The following is a 19,976-nucleotide window of genomic DNA, read 5'->3' on the forward strand; positions in this document are numbered from 1 at the left end:
TGGTTGATGCTAACGATCCGTAGCCCATTTAGGAAACAGTTGTCCTGACCGGGAGCGCCTGTTGCAGCCTTGGCGACTGGCGACTGGCGACTGGCGGATGCGGTTCGCACAACGATGAGGCCTATCGCTAGGCGGTGGGGCTGACAGCCCCGGCCAGGGGCAGCTTGGAAAATGCCAACTGCGCCCCTGATGCTGTCCAGCTCCGGTTGTCGGCGAATTGGCGCAGTCCCCTTGTTTCGCCTCGACTTTGCAGCCTCTCTTGGCGATGCTAAAGGGGTGAGACTGGCATGAGAGCCAAGCGAAACGAGGTGAGCGTGGTCGCAGCCGACCAAACACGGGGCAAGGGGTGGTACGGCCGCCTTGGCGGGGAAAGGCTGAGTCCGATCAAGGTGCAGAAATCGCGGCTGCCGTTGATGATCTTTCTGCTATGCCTCTTTATGCCTTTCCTGCGGGAAGTGGGCGGCCTGGCGCTGACACCCACGCGGCTGTTTCTTCTCGCGACGATGCTGCCCTTTCTGTATAAACTGGTGTCTGGACAGATCGGCCGATTCACTTGGGTCGATGGCTTCATGCTGCTGCATGGTCTCTGGGTCTTTGTGGCGCTGATCGCGGTGCACGGGACTGAGCGGATTCCTTTTGCCGGAATCACCGTGGTCGAACTAGTGGGTGGCTATTTCGCCGGCCGGGTACTAGTGCGCGATGCCGAGGATTACCGCTGGTTCCTGCGCTTTATCTTTGTTGTGCTACTTTGTTTGGCACCACTGGTTCTAATCGAAAGCCTTACCGGCAAGCTGATTATCCCTGATTTTTTCCGAGGAATTTTTGACACCCCGACGCGGGACCGTAGCGCCCGTGGCCGCATGGGGATGGAGCGGGTGCAGATGGTCTTCGATCACCCGATCCTCTGGGGGCTGTTCTGCGTGACCATGCTGGCGAATTTCGTCATGCTGTTGCATGGCCGGGGCGTATTGCGCTGGTTCGCGGCTATCTTTGTTCTCTGGCTGACCATGACGTCGCTGTCTTCCGGTCCGCTTCTTGCCTGTTTTCTGTCGCTCTTTCTGCTGGCTTGGAACTGGATTATGAAGGGGCGCTGGAAACTGTTGATCATCCTGTCGATCATCCTTTATGTCGGGGTCGATATGGCGTCCAACCGGACACCAGTGACCATTCTGATTAGCAACCTGACCTTCAATTCACTCAGCGCTTGGACCCGGATCGCGCAGTTCGATGCGGGAATGGAGTCGGTGCGCAACAACCCTCTGTTCGGGATCGGTTTCAACGAGATGCCACGCCCTTCTTGGGTCAACGCCTCGATCGATAATTTCTGGCTGGTCTCGGCCGTGCGCTACGGCGTTATTGCTGTCGTTTCGGTCATGTTGGCCTTCATTTCACATCTTTGGTTGGCCAGTCGGTTGACAATTTCCAACCTCGATACCAACCGGTTGCGGATCGGTCACCTGATTGCCTTTTCGACGCATTTCTTCGTCTTGGCGACGGTGCATGTCTGGAGCGCTGTTGGCGTCTTCATCATGTTCTACATGGGCGCCGGGGCGTGGCTCTATACCTCTCAACTCGATATTGACCCGGATATGCCTGATCCGGAAGAGGAGGGACCGCAGCAGGCCACCTCGCCTTATAGCCGCTTTGTCCAAACGCCGAACCCCGGACGGGGCCGCCCTGATCTGGGGGGCGCAGCCCGCGCCGACGCGTTGCAGACCGCACGCGGCCTTAGCTCCAGCTACAGTCGCGGGTGGAACGAGACACAGGAGCGCCTGGGGTTGGTGCGTCGTCGCGCTGCCAAGCAGGGACCCGGGCGTAAATGACGATCCCTCAAGTCAGTGTGGTGATCCCGTGCTATAATCGGGAGGGCAGTGTTCGCGAGGCGATAGAGAGCGTGCTGGCCCAGGATTTCAGCGATATCGAGGTGATCGCGGTCGACGACAATTCCTCAGATGACACCTTCACGACACTCGAGACCATCTCGGATCCACGCTTCCGAGCGGTGCGTAATCCCGGGCCCCGTGGCGCGGCTTCAAACCGCAATCATGGCGCCAGTCTGGCCTGCGCGCCTTGGATCGCCTTTCAGGACAGCGACGATGTTTGGCTGCCGGGCAAGCTCTCGAAACAGATGGTGCAGTTGAAAGGTAGTGATTTCGTCGCTGGATATTGTGGCATGCTGGTCAAGGAAAACGCCGACCCGGGAACGCCGATTATCGACCGGCATCCCGATCCTGCCATCGCTCCCCTGTCGGGGCATATCCTGCCGAGCCTGATCCGGAGCAGCTATCTCTCAACCCAGATTCTGGTCATCCGGCGTGATGTGTTCGAGGCTGTCCATGGCTTCGACACCAATCTCCCCGCGCTTGAAGACTGGGAGCTGATGCTGCGGATCGCCATGGAGGGGCCGGTGGCATTCTTGGACGAGGACTTGGTGATCCAGCGGATGTCGACCAATTCGATCACCCGCTCCGACCGGCGGCGGGTGGCCGCGCAGGAGATGATCTTGGAGCGGCACCGCGAGACGATCACGGGGTTTCCCGGTATGCTGGCCTTTCACCACCATCGGTTGGCGGGTGGGTACCGGATGCTGGGCGACATGACCCGTGCCGCGGCCCATGCCCGGGGGGCTTGGGCCGCGGCTCCGGGTCAGCCGAAATATTTGGTCAACATGATCCGTCTGTCAGCCTTGGCCCTGCTGTGGCCTGGCTTGGGCGATAAGGGAGAGGGGGGGCGTTCATGATCCGACAGATCATCGCTGTTTGCAGCCTTGTGGCGGGGCTGGTCCTACCGGTTCCGGGCGCTGGGGCGAGAGATTATTGGGTGGTACCGGCCGGGGTCGACGCCGCCGACTCGGGTGAGGGCATCGCCGCATCGCCTTTCAGGTCGGTCAAGGCGGCGTTGCGCAGCGGTCGGCTGCGCGGTGGTGACCGGTTGATCCTACGAGATGGCTTTCATGGCGAACTTGTCCTGAACGGCTACAAGCTTGGGAAAAGGCCCGATTTCGACCCGCCGCTGGTAATCCGGTCCGAGAATCCCCGGGCCGCGCGGTTCAGTCATATCGAGTTGGTGCATTTGTCGGGACTGACCTTAGAGAACCTAGCGGTTTGGCCGGACGGACCTTTCCCGCTGGAGGCCCCCCCTCCTCTCGTCTCGACCGCGGGCAATGCCTCGCGAGTCCGGCTCGAGGGGCTTGATCTCCGGGCTGGCGAGGATGCGCCCAGAACCTACATGTCTTGGACTAAGGAAGATTGGACACAGACACGGCGGATGCATGGAGCCTTCCTCAGGGGGGCGGACAATGCCATGATCGACAGTCGAGTCGTGGGTGTTGCCTTCGGTATACAGGCCATGGGTGACCGGGCAGAAATCATCGGCAACCAAGTCGAGGGGTTCAGCGGCGATGCGCTGCGTGGCATCGGCGACAATTCTCGTTTCATCGGCAACCATGTTGAGAACTGCGTCCAGGTCGACGGCAACCATGCCGACGGCTTTCAGTCCTGGGCATCCAAGGGCGATTACAACGGCCGCAAGGTGGTGACGGACCTACAAATCCTGCGAAACGTTATCTTGGAGTGGACTGGGCCGCCGTCGCATCCGCTGCGCTGTTCGCTGCAGGGCATCGGCCTGTTCGACGGTTACTATCGGCGGCCCGTCATCCGCGACAACCTAGTCGCGGTCAGCGCCTATCACGGTATCTCCCTCTATGGCGGGGTCGATGGTCAGATCCTGAGCAACACGGTGGTGCATATTTCGGGCCAACCCGCGTCCCAGCCCTGGATCATGCTGGGCGATAAGAAGAACGGCCTGACTAATGCTCGCAACCGGGTCGAGGGAAATATCGCTATGGCCTACAAATTCGTCCCCGGGCCACTGCGGGCGAATTCTGTGATCAAGTTTCCGGCCCGCGATTTCGTCGACCCCAGCCATTTCGACTATCAGCTCAGACCTGACAGCAGCCTGCGCCAAGTGCCCGGTTTCTCCCCGGGAGAATGGCGGCAACGCTGAGTGCGGCGCGGGGCACGTAATGCGCGGTAGTATGATCCCCAATAACAGGGTAGCAGTCTTGATCTGACGCCTCCGGCGCGGGTGAGCAGCGTTTCGCAGTTAGGTTTTGTCTGGGTGAGCACTGTCTCTCCGGTCCTGAGCATGGCGCTGGTGGTGCTCTTTTCCAGACCGCAGACCCTGCCAGGCCGGGTCTTGGCTCTGCGGCCGATGGTGCGAGCCATCGGCCACGCGCTAGACCTGCTGGACTGCCCCCAAATCGAACTCCCGCACCGGGCCTTGGTTTTAGTTTTTCCAGAGCCTGATTTTGGTCTCGAGCCCGAGAAGCCGGGCCGCCAGCCGGTGCAGCCTGGTGCCGGGATGGTCGCGGTAGCCCGTCGACCGGGCGGCGATCAGTGCCGTGCGGCCCAGATCGGTATAGCCCGCGACAAAGGCGGCGCGGGCAATGTGGTAGAGCTCGCGGCTCAGCAACGGCGCGCTGTCGGCGAACGAGGTGCCGGGGATCTTGGACAGCAGGCCCGAAACCGCCCGGTAGCGGCTGTCGAGCGCCTTGCGCGACTGGCTGCGGCTAATCGAGTCGGGATTGGCCCGGTCATAGACTGCCGCGCCCTCTTCGTTCTTCCAGATCACTGGCTGCGACAGCAGCGCGCGTAGCGTGACCTCGAGATCTTGGGCCCGGGCAAGGCTTTCATCCCAGCCGCCCACGGAATTGAGAAAGGCGACCCGCCACAGGATACCCGGCGGGCTGACGTAATCACCCTGCATCCAGCCCCGGAAGAAGGCCTCAGGCGCGACCTGTCCTTGGTAGAGATGGCGCATCACGCGCGGGCCGGTGCCCTCTTCGACATGCAGGTTCGACAGCACCATGTCGGCCTCATGGGCCAGCGCGACGCGCATAGCGCCGCCCAGCACGTCGCCCTCGAAATAATCGTCGGCATCAAGGAAGACGACGTAATCCATGCCACATTCTGTGGCCCAGGCAAGGCCTCGATTGCGGGCATGGCAGGCACCGCAGTTGGCCCCCGTCAGCAGGGTCAGCCGCGGATCCTTCATCGCCTCGACCACCGCGACCGATCCGTCGGAGGAGCCGTCATCAACCACGACCACCTCGAGGCCGGGCCAGTCCTGCGCCAGAGCCGAGCCGACCGTGCGGGTGATCCATGTCTCGGCATTGTAGCAGGGGATGACGATGCAGGCGCGGGCAGGGGGCTCGGACATGGTCAGCCTGCCTTTGGACGGCGACGGATGATCTCGTCGATTGTCTGCCAGGCCTCTTTGGCGCGGGCCTTTTCCTTCTGCGCGGCTGTGGCCAGTCGGGCCCGGGCCTCCGGATCCTGTGCTTCGGCGGCAAACCGCGCGAGGGCGTCGGGCCAGTCCTGAGGCGCGTCGATCCGAACCAGATGCGCATCCATACCATAATCCGCCAGAAGTTCCTCGTATTTGTGGCTCCAGCCGCAGGCGAGACTGGGAACACCGGCCGACAGGCCGCTGACGAGCCCGTGGAATCGCGAGGAGATCAGGGCGCCACCGGCGCCAATGATCGCCTTGGTCTCGACTGCATCAGCGGGATCGACGATTTCGGCCGGGGTATCTAGCCGGTTGTTCAACTCTTCGGCGAGTGTCATGTCACGATGGCCCTCATGGACCAGGATACAGGTCCGGGGGGTCACCCTGCGCAGGCAGGCCACCGCCTGGACCAGGAAATCCAAGTATCCATCGTGAGCCGCATCGCCATAGGCCTCGAGCATCTTGCTGTTCGGCACAATGAACCCCGCGCCGCGTAGATGAGCCCGGGCCTCGGGTAGGGTGGGCTGCAGCAGGTTGGTGAAATCCGGCGCATCCCGCGCGGTCGTGACGCCAACCTCGCGCAGATAACCCGCGCTCTGGCGGTCACGGGCAAAGACCAGATCCATCTTGCTCAGGACCTCGGAAAGGTGTGCCGCGAAGCCTGGTTCGGTGAAGGGCCCCCAGGCCTGTGGCAGGGCGATGACCACCTTGCCCTCAGCCTTCCAGAGGTCGATGAACCGGCCGATCTGGTGCTCCATCTTGGCGTTGCCCCAGAAATCCCCATAGGCAAAGCCCGAGGAGTCCAAGATGACGTCGATTTCGGAACTATGCAGCAGGCCCAGTTTCTCGCGCTGGCTGCGGCCGCACTTGGTCAGCTGACCCTTCAGCCGTTTCAGCACAGGCCCGGTGGACCAGTCCGCCGGGGTGACGGCCCAGACCCCCATGCGCAGCCGGTCTTCGAAGGGCATGGCGATGTCGACCGCGACCCGGGCGCCGGGAAAGCGTTGCAGGATCTGGTCGCGGATCGCTGCCAGCATCAGGCAGGCGCCCTTGTTGGCCGGGTCGATGCCGAGGACTTGGACAGTGAGCGGGGTCATGGGATCTCTCGGTAGAAGCGGATCAGGAGGAAGACGGCGGGACGGTTCCGGAAGCGGGGCCAGAACTCTGGTCGGCGACGGGTCCGGTATTGTAGCTGCGCAGCTCGGACAGGGGCCGTTTGGCGGAATAGGGCACGGGGCTGCTCTCGTCCGGCCAGCCGAAGCTGATCATGACCACCACCCGGTCGTCCGTCTCAAGGCCGAGCATTCGGAAGATGCGGCTTTCGGCCGGCTCCTCGTCGGCCCAGTTGATGGCACAGGATCCGACGCCCTGTGCTTCGAGCGCGTAGATGAATGCCATAGCGGCGAGCGAGGCATCGACAAAGATCGCATGCCGGTCGCGTTCCCGAGGATATGCCCTGAGATGGCCGACCAGCACCGCCACGGCCGGCACGCCCTTGGCGAAGGATCCGGTGCCGGCGGGGACGCTGACCACTTTGCGGGCGATCTCCGGATCGTCGAAGATGCGGAAGGTAAAGGGCTGGCGATTGCAGGCGCTTGGCGATTCCGCGGCCACGGCCATGGCCCGGTCGATCACCTCGCGTGGGACCGGATCGGGACGGTAGGAGCGGACCGAGCGGCGGCGCTGCGCTAGGTTGCGCAAATCGTCGATACCTACCGGGGGCTGGGAAAGGTCGCGGAGGAACGGGGCGAACTGCAGATCGCCAGGTCGACGCGGCGCAGGGCGTTCGGTGACGGCACCCTCGGGAAACAGCTTGGCCGCAGCCCGAGCAAACTGCTCGCCCAAGCGGCGCAGCTTGGGATGGTCGGGATCGGTGACCGCGAAAAACTGCGCTAGCACGTCATGCGCCCACTGCACTTCGCTCGACAGCGGAGCGGTCGGATGGGCGGCACGATAGCCGCAGGCGACGGCATCGAACTCGTTCACGGTCTCGCCGATGAAGTCCAGCGCAAAAACCGCGCGCCGGTTGGGCATGATTAGCCCTTTTTCGATCCGGTGCACGTTGCGGCGCAGCAGGTAGCTTTGCTCCCGCGGTTTCTGCAGTCCGCGGCGATAGGCGATCCGTCCAGCGGCGACCGCGGCATGTTCCCGGGCGAAGGCCCCCGAGGTCACGCGGTAATGCAGGCGGCGGCCCAAGGTATGCGACAGGATCAATCGGTCGGCCGTCTCCTTGCGCAGGGTCAGCATGCCGATCCGGCTGCGCACACGCAGCGTATGAAAGACTTTCCCAGCGATCGGGTGCAAAGAGGCGGGCAGGATTTTCCGGCCCAGACGGACGGCAAGCATTAGAGACCCTTTCTTGCCTGAAGGTAAATCCGGCTGGTGCGGCACCGGGAGAGATGGCGGATGGGCGCAGTCATATCACCTGCCGTCCTTGTGGCGGCGAAGCAGCCTTCAGCGCTTGGCCCAGCATCCAGCCGCATCGAAGAAACCGCAGTCGCAGTAGTGTGACGCCGCCGTGGAACCGTTCGCCTGCTCCCTCCAGCCGGTCCGAGAACAGTACGCGCGGCAGATGCGCGGTCCCCGACAGCGCGACGGCCAAAGCGCGGCCGACCCAAGTCAGGCGTGCGGCCAGCGTGCGGTCCCGTTCGCCCCAAGCTTCGTCGGTCAGGCGTCGCCACTTCCGGCGGAGCGCCGTCCAGTCCGAGCGGGAGGGGTGGGATGCGATCAGTTCGGCCGCATAGACCATGCTTGCTCCCTTGGTCACTGCGCGGCGGCTCCAGTCCTTGTCCTCGGGGACACCGTGGATGAACGGCCCCGTACGTTCGAAGACGGCCCGGGTGGTCAGCGTGTTGCCGGCGCCGGCAAAGCCCTGACACTCGATGTAATCGCGCATATTGAAGGCGAAGACAGCTTCAAAGGCCTCGGCGCCACTTCGCGGTGGTGGAGTTTCGTCGAAGACCGGCACGGCGCCACCGACGATATCAGCCCGGTCGCAGACCTCGGCCGCTCGGGCGAGCCAGCCGGGGCCAGGCAGGCAATCCGCGTCGATGAACCACAGCAGCGGTGCGGTGCTTTCTGCCACGCCCAGGTTGCGGGCATGGGCCGCGCCCTTGCGCGGTTCAACCAGAAGGCGGATCTGGGGCCAAGGGGCGAGAACGGCCGCCACGTCCTCGGTTGAACCGTTGTCGCAGACGAGGATCTCGACCCCGTCGAGGCTGCCGGGCTCGGCCTCGTTGATCATCGCAGAGATGCAGCGCTGGAGCCGCACCGTGTCGTTGTAGTGTGGGATGATGACCGCGGCGCGGGGTGTGTCAGTCATGCGCAGCACCTCCGGATCAGTAGTAACCGTAAGACGTTCCATACAGCTCGTCCGTGTAGTTGCACTTGTTCAGCACGACGCCCGCCACGTTGGTCAGCTCCGCGACCTGCCGTTCGATCACGTCGAGCTGGGAGATCGGGGTCTTTTCGGCCTCCATCACGATCAGCGCGGCATCGACCGAGCGCAGGAAGCCATGGGCATCATCGGCGGCCATCAGCGGCGGCATGTCGAACAGAATGAGATCGGTGGCGTAGGTTTCCTCGACCGCCGTCAGCAAATCGGCGGTTTCGTGGTTCTGAAGAAGTTCCGACGAATGGCGCGAGGCCGTGTCGTTGAGCGCGAAGGCCATGTTCATGCCATGTCGCATAACGTGGTGTTCAAACGGCACTTCACCGCGGATGACCTGGCCCATGTTGCTGGAGAGCCGCTGGCCAAGCAGGCGGGCCATCGAGGGCCGGCGCAGGTCGAAGTCGAAGGCCATGGCGCGGACGTCGGTCTGCCGCGCGAAGGAGAAGGCCAGGTTGGTGATCGTCGTCGACTTGCCCGCCGACATGGCGGACGAGACGATGGCAATGCGTTTCCAGCCGTGCTGGCGGCTCAGACGCAGAAGCTTTGTCCGCAGCAGGTCGTAGGCCGAGGATTCACCGCTGCTGTCCATGGCGACCAGGCGATTGTGCTGCAGGAGGCTGCGATCCAGCCGGATCTCGGCCAGATTGCTCCAGGCCTCTGAGACGCCGACCGGGAGGGACGGGGCGCTGGTTTCGCGGAGGACCTGAGGATCCTCCGTGATTTCCCCCGCGCGCTTCTTGCGGGCCTTGTCCAGGGCGGTTTGCAGTCTTTCCATGCTCGGCGGTCTCCTTGCTCCGGGTCTGCGGGGCTCAGCCCCGGATGCCGATCTTGTTCATCACGCGGTCGGCCAGCAGGTCGAGCGGCATGTAATAGGTGTGCAGCGCATAGATGGTGGCGGGCACCACGGCCATGACGATCAGGATCATGGCCACGAGGGACGCGCGCCGCATCACCTTTTGGCGGCGGGTGCGCAGGTAGGGGATCGTGGCGATCGGGGTGATCCCGAGCTTGTTGACGATATCCACCGGGCGGCGCGCGGTGCGGTTGAGGAATTCGAGCCCGACGATCAGGGCAAGACCTGCGAGGATCCCGATGGCCGTGCCGCCGCCGGCGATCATCAGGCGATTGGGCTTGGTCGGCTGGGAGGGTGTCGTGGGCTGTTCGACGACCGAAATGCGGCGGCCGCGCGACAGGGTCTCGATGCGTTCGCCGGTCGAGGCTTGGGCGAGGCTTGAAACGGCCTGATTGTACTGGCTTTGGATATTGCGGTAATCGCGTTCCAGTGACTCCAGCGCGATGGAGTTTGCCGGCGTGGCGTCGATGCTGGTGGTCAGGTCGTCCAGCCGGGTCTCGATGCGGGTCTTTTCTTCCTGCAACTGAGAGATCTGGGTGTCGATCTCGGACAGCTGGAACTCGAACATGGCGCGGGCCGGGTCGGTGCCATCAGTGCCATTGGCCCCCGATTCTGCTTCGAGCTGACTCTGTACCTGGGCAATCTGGGCGCGCAGGATGCGGATCTTGGGGTTGTTCTCGGAATACACGGTGAGAGCCTGGTTCAGCTCGGCCTCGAGCTGTGTCAGGCGTTGCTGCACTGGGCTGGCCGAAGGACCGGCGTCGACCCGGCCCGTGGTCTCGAAAATCTCCACCAATTTGGCGCGCTGTTCAGTCATGTTGGCGATGGCGCGATCGACCTGGATCTGGCGGTCCTGCAGGCTCAGTTGTTGGCCGCGGCGGTAATCCAGGCTATCGGGCAGAGCCTTGGAGTTGGCGTTCTTGAAGTTCAGGATGCGGGCGCTTTGTGCGCCAAGCTCATCATTGAGCCGGGTGACCTCTTGCTGGAAAAAGTCTTGTGTCTGGCCCGCACGGTTGACGCGGTATTCGGCGTCCTCGCGCAGGATCAGTGTCAGGTATTCGTTGAGGACAGCTGCGGCCTTGCGGGCATCGCCCGCCTCGAATGACATGTTCATGAAAGTGGCTCGGTTTTGTCCAGCCGAGGTGCTAATGTCGGTGCGTGCCCGCATGGCATCGACAATCTGGTCCGGGGTCATCTCTGCCAAGTCAGCAAGAGCCTGCGTCTTGCGCGCGATGTCCAGCATGTTCGCCCGGGTCAGCAACCGGGTCTGGAAAATCTGCAGCTGTTCCTGCGCAGACACCTGCACGGTCGAGGCCGCAAGATCCCCGGGAATCTGTTCGCTCTCCACCAGCAGCCGGACCGAGCTGACGTAGGCTGGGGGCAGGGTGCGGGCGACCGTGATCGCCACGCCGGAGATCACGCCGGCCACAAGTAGGAACCAGGGCAGGCGCCGCAGGAAGATCGACAGGTAATACCGCAGGGAAATCATCTAACTCAGGTCTCCTGTTTGGCGTATCGCGACGGCTCGCTGGCCGCGCCGAAGAAGACGCCATCGTTCAGAACGGCGTCCACGGCGGTGCGCGTCACCTCTGCCGCCTCGTCGCTCCAGGCATAGAGCATGGAGAGGTCGCAGAGCTGGTTCACCAGCCGGGGCACGCCGCCGGTTGTCTTGTGGATAAGGGTAATCGCCTCGGGCGTGAACTCCTGGCCCGTACCGCCGACGGTCACAAGTCGGTGCGCGATATAGGCCGCAACAGTCTCTTCGTTCATCGGCCCGAGGTGGAAGTTCGCCGCCACCCGCTGCGCCAGCTGGCGCATTTCGGGCTTGTGGACCATGTCGCGCAGCTCGGGCTGGCCGACGAGGACCAGCTGGATCAGCTCGTCCTTGTTGGAATTGACGTTGGTCAGCATGCGGATCTCTTCGAGTCCCTCGACCGAGAGGTTCTGCGCCTCGTCGATGATCAGCACGACGCGGCGGCCTTCGCCGTATTCCTCGACGAGAAAGTCGAGGAAGGCCTGGAAAAGCTGCACGTAGTCGGATCGCTCGGCGGGCAGGGGGATGTCGAAGGCATTGAGCACCCATTGCATCAGCTCGCCCCGCCCGCCCTGGGCGTTGGAGATGAGACCGATGGTCAGGGTGGCGTCCATCTTTTCCAGCAGCGCACGCAGCAGGGTGGTTTTGCCCGACCCGACCTCGCCGGTGATCAGCGTGATGGGCGCGCGCGACAGCAGGCCGAACTCCAGCACCGAGAAGGCCCGCTTGTGCTGCGGTGACCAATAGAGGAAACCGGGATCGGGCAGCAGGGTGAAGGGTCGTTCGGTGAGCCCGAAATGATCGGCGTACATCGCTTCGGTCGCCATGGTGCTCCTTGCCGGCGCGGGGGCCGGGTCCTGCGACTGGGGGACGGGGGCAGAATGGACCTCCGCCGCGTCGGATGGCGCAAGAATGTAATCTTCGGTCTTCTGGCCGTCTTGCTCTGGCGACAAGGTATAGGCAGACGGGCCGGGCGGAGAAACCCCGGATGCGGCGGCGGGCGTGACTTTTTCCGCGTCCGGGGTGAAAAGACGGCGCAATGCGGCAATGCAGCAACGGACCGCCGACGCGGGGCCCCAACTGCTGCGAATCGCGGCATTCCCTCGCGGAAGCGGCGATTGTTGACCGGATACGCGGAAAACCACCCGATAACCTCTATATTGTTGACTTATATAGCCAAATTTTGTGGCGCCCGAGGCGGAGTTTCGGACTTTTTTCCCGGAAACACACCCCGGGGCACTGCTCTAAGTAGTTGATAACAGTATCTTAACGAAGTGATGGCCAAGAAATGGCTTTTATGTGGCCCCCCCGGGGGTTTAATATGCGGGGGTGACAGCTAGATTTATGCTACGCTACAGCATGTTCGGGACAGAAGTTCCGGCTCCGAGGCTGTAAGCGGCCGCCTGAGCCAGGGGGCGACGGAAGGAAATTTGAGTCGAACTTAGGGGTGCTGACCCCAATTGTTAGTACTGAACATCGCGCCCGTCTGCTCGGGCATCCATTTGGAGAAAGTGACTTTCTCATGCTGCTTAGCAACTCGGAATTCGTTTCGAATTCCAACGTCCCAGTGTCCTCCGCGGTCGAGACAGGTGGCCCCCGCCGCCCCGCCCGGATCTATGCACGCCTTTTCAAGCGTCCGGTGGACCTGGCTCTCACGATTGCCCTAGTCCTCCTGACCGCCCCCGTCCTGATCCCGCTCTTGGCCATGTCGCTGCTGCTGGTTGCCCTGGACGGTCACTCCCCGATCTACCGCCAGGCCCGCATCGGCCGGAACGGGCGCGTCTACCAGATGCTCAAGATCCGCACGATGGTGACCAATGCCGAGGTGCGCCTGATCGAACACCTGGCCAGCGATCCCGAGGCCAAGGCCGAATGGGACTGCCACCAGAAGCTGCGCAACGATCCCCGGATCACCCCGGTCGGTCGGTTCCTGCGCAAGACCTCTCTCGACGAACTGCCGCAGCTGTGGAACGTGCTGCGCGGCGACATGAGCCTGATCGGCCCGCGTCCGATGATGGTCGACCAGGCCAAGCTCTACCCGGGCCGCGCCTATTACGACATGCGTCCGGGCATCACCGGCCTGTGGCAGGTGTCGGATCGCAACCATTCAAGCTTTGCGGACCGGGCCTGGTTCGACGACAGCTATCGCGACCGCCTGACCTTCGGGTTCGACCTGAAGATCCTGGCGCGCACCGTGGGTGTGGTGCTGCGCGGCACCGGCTGCTGATCGAAGCTCTGCGGCGTCCCGGCGCCGGGGTTTCCTGATCGGACACTTACTATTTACCAACATTCGGCTGCACCTCATGCCGGGGGACAAGACAAGTCCCCCGGCATTTGTTAAGGTCCGCAGGACCCAGATCAGCCCAGAACCGGATTTGAACAGTGAAGAAATTTGTTATTGCGATCAGCCTTGTACTGGCTCTTGCCGCTTGCGACACCGCCGAGGAACGTGCCGAAAATCACTACCAGACGGCCCTGTCGCTGCTTGAGGAAGGGGATGTGCCCCGGGCGCTGATCGAACTGCGCAACGTGTTCAATCTGAACGGCCAGCACCAGGAAGCGCGGCGCCTTTACGCCCAGACCGTGCTGGAGCAGGGCAAGGCCCAGGAAGCGTTTGGTCAGTTCCGTCTGCTGGTGGAACAATACCCCGACGACATCGAAGGCAATCGCGCCCTGGCCCGGCTGGCCATGGAGGCCGGTCAGATCGAACAGGCCAAGCCCTACATTGCCCGCGTGCTGGAAGCCGAGCCCGACAATACCGAGATGCAGTCGATGGACGCGCTGGTGGCCTATGCCACCTCGCGGGCCAGCAATGAACAGGAGGCCCGGACCGCCGCGCTGGCCAAGGCCCGCAAGCTGATCGAGGCCGACCCCGAGCTGATCTATGCCCGCCAGGTGGTGCTGACGCAGCTGATGCAGGACCGCGACTGGCCCGAGGTCCGCCGCGAGGTCGAGGCCGCGCTTGAAGTGCAGCCCGAGGCCCAACAGCTTTATCGTCTGCGGCTGGCCGCGCTGGAGCAGATGGGCGAAACCGAAGAGCTGGAGAAGACCCTGATCGAGATGACCCGGCGCTTCTCGGACGATCCCGCCACCGGGCAGATGCTGATCCGCTGGTACCTGAGCCGCGGTGAAATCGACAAGGCTGAGGACTGGCTGCGTGATCGGATCGACCCCCAGACCCCCAACCCGCAGGCCCGCCTGGTGCTGCTTGAATTCCTGACCCGGTTCCGCAGCGAACAGGCGGCGCTGGACGAGATCACCGAGCTGATGTCGCAGACCCCGATGCCCGCCGATATCGCTGCGAACGAAGGGACCTTCACCGCCCTGCGCGCCGGGTTGATGTTCAACATGGGCGAGCAGAAGGCCGCCATGCTGCGCCTGGAAGAGCTGGTCGAGACCGGCGAGCCGGGCGAGGAACTGGATCGCGTCAAGATTTCTCTGGCGCAGATGCGCGAGCAGACCGGCAACAATGTCGGTGCCCGTGCCCTGGTCGAAGAGGTTCTGGAACGCGACCGCACCAATGTCGGCGCGCTCAAGATGAAGGCCGCTTGGCTGATCGACGGCGACGAGACCAGCGAGGCGATCAACACCCTGCGCGAGGCGCTCGACCAGGAACCGAACGACACCGCGACCCTGACCCTGCTGGCGCGCGCCTACGAACGTGAAGGCAGCCGCGAGCTGATGACCGACATGCTGAGCCGTGCCGTCGATGCCTCGGGCCGTGCCCCCGGGCCGTCGATCCAGCTGGCCAAGTCCTTGATCCAGAACGGCCAGTTCCGCAGCGCCGAGGACGTGCTGATCGAAGCGCTGCGCGTTGACAGCGCCAACGTGCAGCTGCTGCACACCCTGGGCCAGGTCCATATCGGCATGGACGACTGGGGCCGGGTCGATCAGGACATCAAGCGCCTGCGCGCGCTCGACAGTCCCCAATCCAAGGGGGCGGCCGATGATCTCGAGGCCAAGCTGCTGCTGAACCAGCGCAAGACCGACGATCTGATCGGCTTTGTCGAAAGCCTGTCCGAAGGCGACCGCAACGGCGAGGCCAACGTGATCCGCGCCCTCGTCATGTCCGGCCAGGTCGATCAGGCCCTGGAAAGGGCGAAAAGTTACTACGAGGACGACCCCGAGGCCCCGGCGGCCCGTTTCCTCTACGCCTCTGCGCTGAGCTATTCCGGCCAGGACGACCAGGCGCTCGAGCTGTTCCAGGCCCTGGCCGAGGAAGAGCCCAAGGCCCTGTCTGTCTGGCGGTCGATCTACAGCATCCAGATGCGCAACAAGCAGATGGAGGCCGCCGCCGAGACCGTCGAGAAGGTCAATGCCGCGCTGCCCGACAACCTTGACGCCAAGTGGATGAAGGCCGGTCACTACGAGGCCCTGGGCCAGCCCGAGGAGGCCATCGCGGTCTACGAGGAAATGTACGCCCAGAACTCGAACCTGCCGGTGATCGCCAACAACCTCGCCAGCCTGCTGTCGACCGTACGCGACGACCCCGAAAGCCTTGAGCGGGCCTACACGGTCGCCCGCCGCCTGCGCCAGCTCGACGTGCCCGCCTTCAAGGACACCTACGGCTGGATCGCCCTGCGCCGCGGCGAGATCGAAGAGGCCGAGGCGCACCTGGTGCCGGCGGCCGAGGCCCTGTCGAACGACCCCTCGGTCCAGTACCACGTCGGCGCGCTTTATGCCGAACAGGAGAAGACCGCAGACGCCCGCGAGGCTTTCGAACGGGCCCTGCAGCTGCTGGAAGAAGGCGGCAAGACCTATCCCGGCCTGGTTGATGTGGTGACGGAAAAGCTGGCGGCCCTGCCCGAGGGTGAGGCCCAGACAGGTCAGTAAGGCCATGGCCCTGCGTCTTTCCTGCCGCGCTTGACATAAACCGTGAAACAGGACGTTTGCCGAACGTCCTGTTTCGCTTATGGTACGCGCGAGTAAGGCAGTATATGCCGGGCCGACAAGCAGAAGCGGCCCCCGTACAGGGGAAGGCCCAGACCCGGTAGAAAAGGACAGACCATGACCCGTTTCTCGCAATGTCGCGGACTGATCGGCTGGATCGCCGCAGTCTTCGCCCTGGCCCTGCTGGCGGTCCCCGCCTCTGCCCAGCAGCTCTACAAGATCCGCCCCGGCGATCAGCTGAACATCGAAGTGCTGGAAGACCCCAGCCTCAACCGGTCGGTGCTGATCCTGCCGGACGGCAATTTCACCTTTCCCTTCGCGGGCCAGGTCCGGGCCGGCGGGCGCAGCGTGCTGGCCGTGCAGAACAGCCTTGTCGAACGGCTGAGCAGCAACTTCGCCACGCCGCCGAGCGTTTTCGTCACCGCAGGCCCTCTCTTCAAGGCGCCCGAAGCGCCCATGGGCGCCGTGGAAATCGACAAGTTCGGCATCTATGCCATGGGCGAGATCAACAACCCCGGCAAGGTCGAGATCCTCAGCGATGAAGGCATCACCCTGCTTCAGGCGATCGCACAGGTCGGCGGTTTCACCCGGTTTGCCGCGACCAAGCGGATCGAACTGCGGCGTCCGACGCAGAAGGGCGAACAGGTTTACATCTACAACTACAAGACAGGCGGCGGGATTTCCGGTGCAACGACGCTGCGGGCCGGCGACGTGATCGTCGTTCCCGAACGGCGCCTGTTCGAGTAAGCTTCACGACACCGGTCTGCCCCGCGCAGCCGGACGGATCAGACACGCCCGGGGCAGGGGATCTGTGCCGGGCGAAATGCCGCAAAGACCCAGAGAGGTCCGGCAGATGGGGGATACGAGAGTGCGCATTTCCGGCACCGGCATCGGCAGGCAGACGGCCCTGGCCGTATTCTGCGGCACCACCCTTCTGGCCAGCGGCTCGGTCCTGCTGGCGCAGCAGTCCAATACCGCCAACGAAATCCGCTTCGGTATCTCGACATCCCTGCGGCATGAGACCAACGAACGCCTCGCAACCCCGGCCCCGGGCAGCACGACGCGCCTGTCGACGGACCTGAGCTTCGGCCTGACCCGGCAGACCACGACCAGCTTGCTGGATTTCAGCACCAGCGGCGCCGTCTTTTTCGAAGACACCCCTGCGGGCACCACGACGGATGCCGAACTGTCGGGCCTGCGCCTTTATTTCGAAAAGGAAGCGGCCCGGTCGAAGCTGACCTTGCAGGCCCGGGTGAGCGAGAGTGACCTGAGCAACCTGTCGACCCTGGTCGACCCGATCACCGGCGATCTTCTGACGGTCGAGGATCCGGGCCGCCGCCGCAGCTTTTCACTTGGCGCGGCGCTGGAGGCGGGGCGGGACGGGCCGCTGGAGACCCGGCTGGCCCTGACCCGCAGCGGCGCGCGCTATTACAACACCCTTTCGCCCAGCTATGCCGACAGCGACACCCTGACCGTCGAGGCCAGCGCCCGGATGCGTCTGAGCCCGGTCCTGTCGCTGACCCCGTCGCTGTCCTACACCGACTACGAGGCACAGGATGCCGTCAGCACCCGCCGCGAAACCCGCACCGCGCGGCTCGGGATGTCCTACGAGCTGGACCAGGTCACCAGCCTGAATGCCTCACTGGGCTATTCCAGCATCGATCAGAGCGGCGCCGCCACCCTGCGCAACCGCGACGGCGCGACCTTTGCCCTTGGCGTGACCCGGCAGGTCACCACGGGGCAGGTGGGGCTGAGCTATGATCGCACCCTCGACAACAACGGCACCCGTGACCGGCTCACCCTCTCGGGCAGCATGGAGCTGCCGCGCGGCAAGCTCTCGGGCTCCATCGGCTATGCCAAGTCGGCGCAGTCGGATGGCGGGCTGGTTGCCTCAATCGATTATTCCCATGCCCTGCCGGACGGGCAGATCACCCTCGCCGCCAGCCGGGCCGTCAGCGCCTCGGACGCCGGGTTCGACCAGATCACGACACAGCTCAGCGCCGCCTGGAGCCACCAGATCAACGGCAGCTCCTCGTTCGGGGTCAATGCCAGCTACAGCGCGGTGGACACCTCCGCACCGGGCGGAACCGACACCAGCCGCACCACCCTGGGCGTAAGCTATGACTACCAGCTGACGCAGGACTGGACGCTGAGCAGCGGCCTGCAGCACCGGGTCGCCGAGCGTCAGGGCCAGCCCGATGCCAGCTCGAACGCGATCTTCGTGACGATCGGCCGCGATTTCTCCTACCGTTACTGACCCATGAAGGACCCCGCGGATCAGGAACCAGTGTGGTCCGCCCGCCCGGCTCCGGAGCAGCCCGACCTGCAGGATGTGAAGCCGACGCTGCCCATCATCTGGGTGCTTCTGGTGATGTGCGTCCTGCCCGAACTGGTCTTTCTCGGCGCGGATGTCGGGTACTGGGGGGACCGTACCTGGCGCGCCCTGGGCCTGCAATACGGCGCCTTCTGGCCCGGCCTTCTGGACAACTGGCGCCCGAACTACACCGGCCAGCCGATCCTGATGTTCCTGACCTACGGCTTCCTGCACGCGGGCACCTGGCACATGGGGCTGAACATGGTGACGCTGGTCTCGCTCGGGCGGTCTCTCAGCACGCAGGTCGGCCAGCGCCAGTTCCTGGTGCTCTACATCGGCTCCATGATCGGAGGCGCCCTGGCCTTCACCCTGTTCGGGCCCGTGTCATCCCCGATGGTCGGCGCCTCGGGCGCACTCTTCGGACTGGCCGGTGCTTTGATCCTGGACCTTTGGTGGGACACTCACGATTGGCGCCTGCTGGTCCTGCCCACGGGCGGCCTGATCCTTCTGAACGTGATCATGTACTACGCGATGGACGGCCTGCTGGCCTGGCAGACCCACTTGGGCGGGTTTCTGGCTGGGGTCTGGGTGATGGGGATGTTTCTGATTCATGAGGGCGACTGACATCGCGAATTGCGCCCGACTGGCGCGCGCTGGTTTCCCGAAATAGTGATGGCAGATCACGGGCTTTTTCCGCATCCCTCCCACAATGACCCCGCGCTTCGCAGGCAATCTCCATTGCGTTTCTCAAGGGTCAGCTTGTCATCACCTCCGATCTTTGTATCTCAGTGTCTCCGCTGCTGTTGACCGGTGTGATCCTGACGGCGGAATTCGTCCTGTTTCGACTGGTCCGAGCGACTCCCCGTCTTTTGGGCAGGATCCGGCGTAATTTAAGCTATTCTCTGCCCCTTCTGATCGGTTTCAATCTGGTTGAAGTAGAGCATGGCGGACGATGAAGATGTTGTCGAGACAGCACCCCTTGCGTCCATTGAGATCCGGCTACCGATGCGCTTCAGCCGGTCGGTCCATGCGAAGGACGTGAACTGCGAGCCCTGATCGGTGTTCATGATCTCGGGCGGGCCGAAGCGGTGGATCGCTTCATTCAGCACCTCGACGCAGAAGTCCGCCTCCAGCGTGTTCGAGATGCGCCAGGTCAGCACCTTGCGGGTGAACCAGTCCATGATCGCCACCAGGTAGAGAAAGCCTCGTCGCATCGGCAGGTAGGTGATGTCGGCGCACCAAACCTGGTTGGGCCGATCGACCCGCAGGCCACCCAGCAGGTAGGAGTAGGTCTTGTGCCCCTTGGCCGGCTTGCTCGTGCTGGGCTTCTGGTAGATAGGCATCCAGCGCATCAGCCGCCGGATGCGCTTCACGTTCACGGCGTGGCCCTCGTTCCGCAAGTGCCAGGTTATCTGTTGGACGCCATAGAATGGGGTTTCCAGTAACTGCCGGTCGATCATCTGCATCAATGCCAGGTTCATCTCGGTCTCGCCCTGCGGCGGGTACTAATACGACGAGCGCGAGATCGACAGAAGGCGGCATTGCGCCCCGACCGACAACGAGGGGTGGGCACGTTCAATCATCTCGCGCCTCGCTTTCCGGTCCAAGGCTTGAGCTTTCTTGACAAAAAATCGTTGGCGACGGCCAGCTTTCCAATCTTGGCGTGCAGCGACCGCACCGACTCCTCGTCGACCTGGGCCTTCTT

16 protein-coding genes are annotated in these 19,976 nt (G+C 63.6%); 8 read left to right on the forward strand and 8 right to left on the reverse strand.

Annotated features, from left to right (window positions below; genetic code table 11):
- The first annotated feature begins 287 nt into the window (after nucleotides 1–287).
- Genes E4S58_RS17605 through E4S58_RS17615 form a run of 3 tightly spaced genes read left to right on the forward strand, consistent with a single transcriptional unit; the run spans nucleotide 288 to nucleotide 4,005 of the window.
- Complete coding sequence (locus tag E4S58_RS17605) at nucleotides 288–1,823, forward strand: O-antigen ligase family protein (RefSeq protein WP_136637786.1); 1,536 nt, start codon at nucleotides 288–290, stop codon at nucleotides 1,821–1,823.
- Nucleotides 1,820–2,740 (forward strand): glycosyltransferase family 2 protein, encoded by a 921-nt coding sequence (locus tag E4S58_RS17610; protein ID WP_136637787.1) that lies wholly within the window; start codon nucleotides 1,820–1,822, stop codon nucleotides 2,738–2,740. Before E4S58_RS17605 ends, E4S58_RS17610 begins: the two co-directional genes overlap by 4 nt.
- Nucleotides 2,737–4,005, forward strand: a complete 1,269-nt coding sequence (locus tag E4S58_RS17615) for a right-handed parallel beta-helix repeat-containing protein (RefSeq protein ID WP_136637788.1) — start codon at nucleotides 2,737–2,739, stop codon at nucleotides 4,003–4,005. The genes E4S58_RS17610 and E4S58_RS17615 overlap by 4 nt, the downstream gene beginning before the upstream one ends.
- Nucleotides 4,006–4,287: 282 nt before the next feature.
- Here E4S58_RS17615 and E4S58_RS17620 read toward each other — a convergent pair whose 3' ends face one another.
- The 7 genes from E4S58_RS17620 to E4S58_RS17650 form a co-directional block, all read right to left on the reverse strand.
- Nucleotides 4,288–5,220, reverse strand: coding sequence for a glycosyltransferase family 2 protein (locus E4S58_RS17620; RefSeq protein WP_136637789.1), 933 nt, complete (start codon nucleotides 5,218–5,220; stop codon nucleotides 4,288–4,290).
- A 2-nt stretch (nucleotides 5,221–5,222) separates the two neighbouring features.
- Nucleotides 5,223–6,386: a polysaccharide pyruvyl transferase family protein gene (locus tag E4S58_RS17625; protein ID WP_136637790.1), complete on the reverse strand. Its 1,164-nt coding sequence runs from the start codon at nucleotides 6,384–6,386 to the stop codon at nucleotides 5,223–5,225.
- A 22-nt stretch (nucleotides 6,387–6,408) separates the two neighbouring features.
- Nucleotides 6,409–7,635 (reverse strand): nitroreductase family protein, encoded by a 1,227-nt coding sequence (locus E4S58_RS17630; RefSeq protein ID WP_136637791.1) that lies wholly within the window; start codon nucleotides 7,633–7,635, stop codon nucleotides 6,409–6,411.
- A gap of 70 nt (nucleotides 7,636–7,705) precedes the next feature.
- Nucleotides 7,706–8,611, reverse strand: a complete 906-nt coding sequence (locus E4S58_RS17635) for a glycosyltransferase family 2 protein (RefSeq protein WP_136637792.1) — start codon at nucleotides 8,609–8,611, stop codon at nucleotides 7,706–7,708.
- 16 nt (nucleotides 8,612–8,627) lie between these two features.
- Complete coding sequence (locus E4S58_RS17640) at nucleotides 8,628–9,455, reverse strand: CpsD/CapB family tyrosine-protein kinase (RefSeq protein WP_136637793.1); 828 nt, start codon at nucleotides 9,453–9,455, stop codon at nucleotides 8,628–8,630.
- A 34-nt stretch (nucleotides 9,456–9,489) separates the two neighbouring features.
- A complete protein-coding gene (locus tag E4S58_RS17645) occupies nucleotides 9,490–11,022 on the reverse strand; it encodes a GumC family protein (protein WP_136637794.1) in 1,533 nt (510 codons plus the stop codon).
- A 5-nt stretch (nucleotides 11,023–11,027) separates the two neighbouring features.
- Complete coding sequence (locus E4S58_RS17650; protein WP_136637795.1) at nucleotides 11,028–11,894, reverse strand: ExeA family protein; 867 nt, start codon at nucleotides 11,892–11,894, stop codon at nucleotides 11,028–11,030.
- A gap of 695 nt (nucleotides 11,895–12,589) precedes the next feature.
- Here E4S58_RS17650 and E4S58_RS17655 point away from each other — a divergent pair.
- From E4S58_RS17655 to E4S58_RS17675, 5 genes are all read left to right on the forward strand, one after another.
- Nucleotides 12,590–13,294: a sugar transferase gene (locus tag E4S58_RS17655; RefSeq protein WP_136637796.1), complete on the forward strand. Its 705-nt coding sequence runs from the start codon at nucleotides 12,590–12,592 to the stop codon at nucleotides 13,292–13,294.
- Between the two features lie 155 nt (nucleotides 13,295–13,449).
- Nucleotides 13,450–15,900, forward strand: coding sequence for a tetratricopeptide repeat protein (locus E4S58_RS17660; protein ID WP_136637797.1), 2,451 nt, complete (start codon nucleotides 13,450–13,452; stop codon nucleotides 15,898–15,900).
- 174 nt (nucleotides 15,901–16,074) lie between these two features.
- Nucleotides 16,075–16,704 carry a polysaccharide biosynthesis/export family protein gene (locus tag E4S58_RS17665; protein WP_136637798.1) on the forward strand — a complete coding sequence of 210 codons (630 nt, stop codon included), beginning with the start codon at nucleotides 16,075–16,077 and terminating at the stop codon, nucleotides 16,702–16,704.
- A gap of 106 nt (nucleotides 16,705–16,810) precedes the next feature.
- Nucleotides 16,811–18,214, forward strand: a complete 1,404-nt coding sequence (locus tag E4S58_RS17670; protein WP_136637799.1) for a hypothetical protein — start codon at nucleotides 16,811–16,813, stop codon at nucleotides 18,212–18,214.
- Between the two features lie 30 nt (nucleotides 18,215–18,244).
- Entirely contained in the window at nucleotides 18,245–18,895 is a 651-nt protein-coding gene (locus tag E4S58_RS17675) for a rhomboid family intramembrane serine protease (RefSeq protein WP_169052729.1), read from the forward strand.
- Nucleotides 18,896–19,161: 266 nt separating this feature from the next.
- Here E4S58_RS17675 and E4S58_RS17680 read toward each other — a convergent pair whose 3' ends face one another.
- Nucleotides 19,162–19,752, reverse strand: coding sequence for a DDE-type integrase/transposase/recombinase (locus E4S58_RS17680; RefSeq protein ID WP_136637801.1), 591 nt, complete (start codon nucleotides 19,750–19,752; stop codon nucleotides 19,162–19,164).
- Between the last annotated feature and the right edge of the window lie 224 nt (nucleotides 19,753–19,976).

It is taken from the genome of Pseudooceanicola onchidii, assembly GCF_004959925.1.
Classification (GTDB): Bacteria; Pseudomonadota; Alphaproteobacteria; order Rhodobacterales; family Rhodobacteraceae; genus Pseudooceanicola; species Pseudooceanicola onchidii.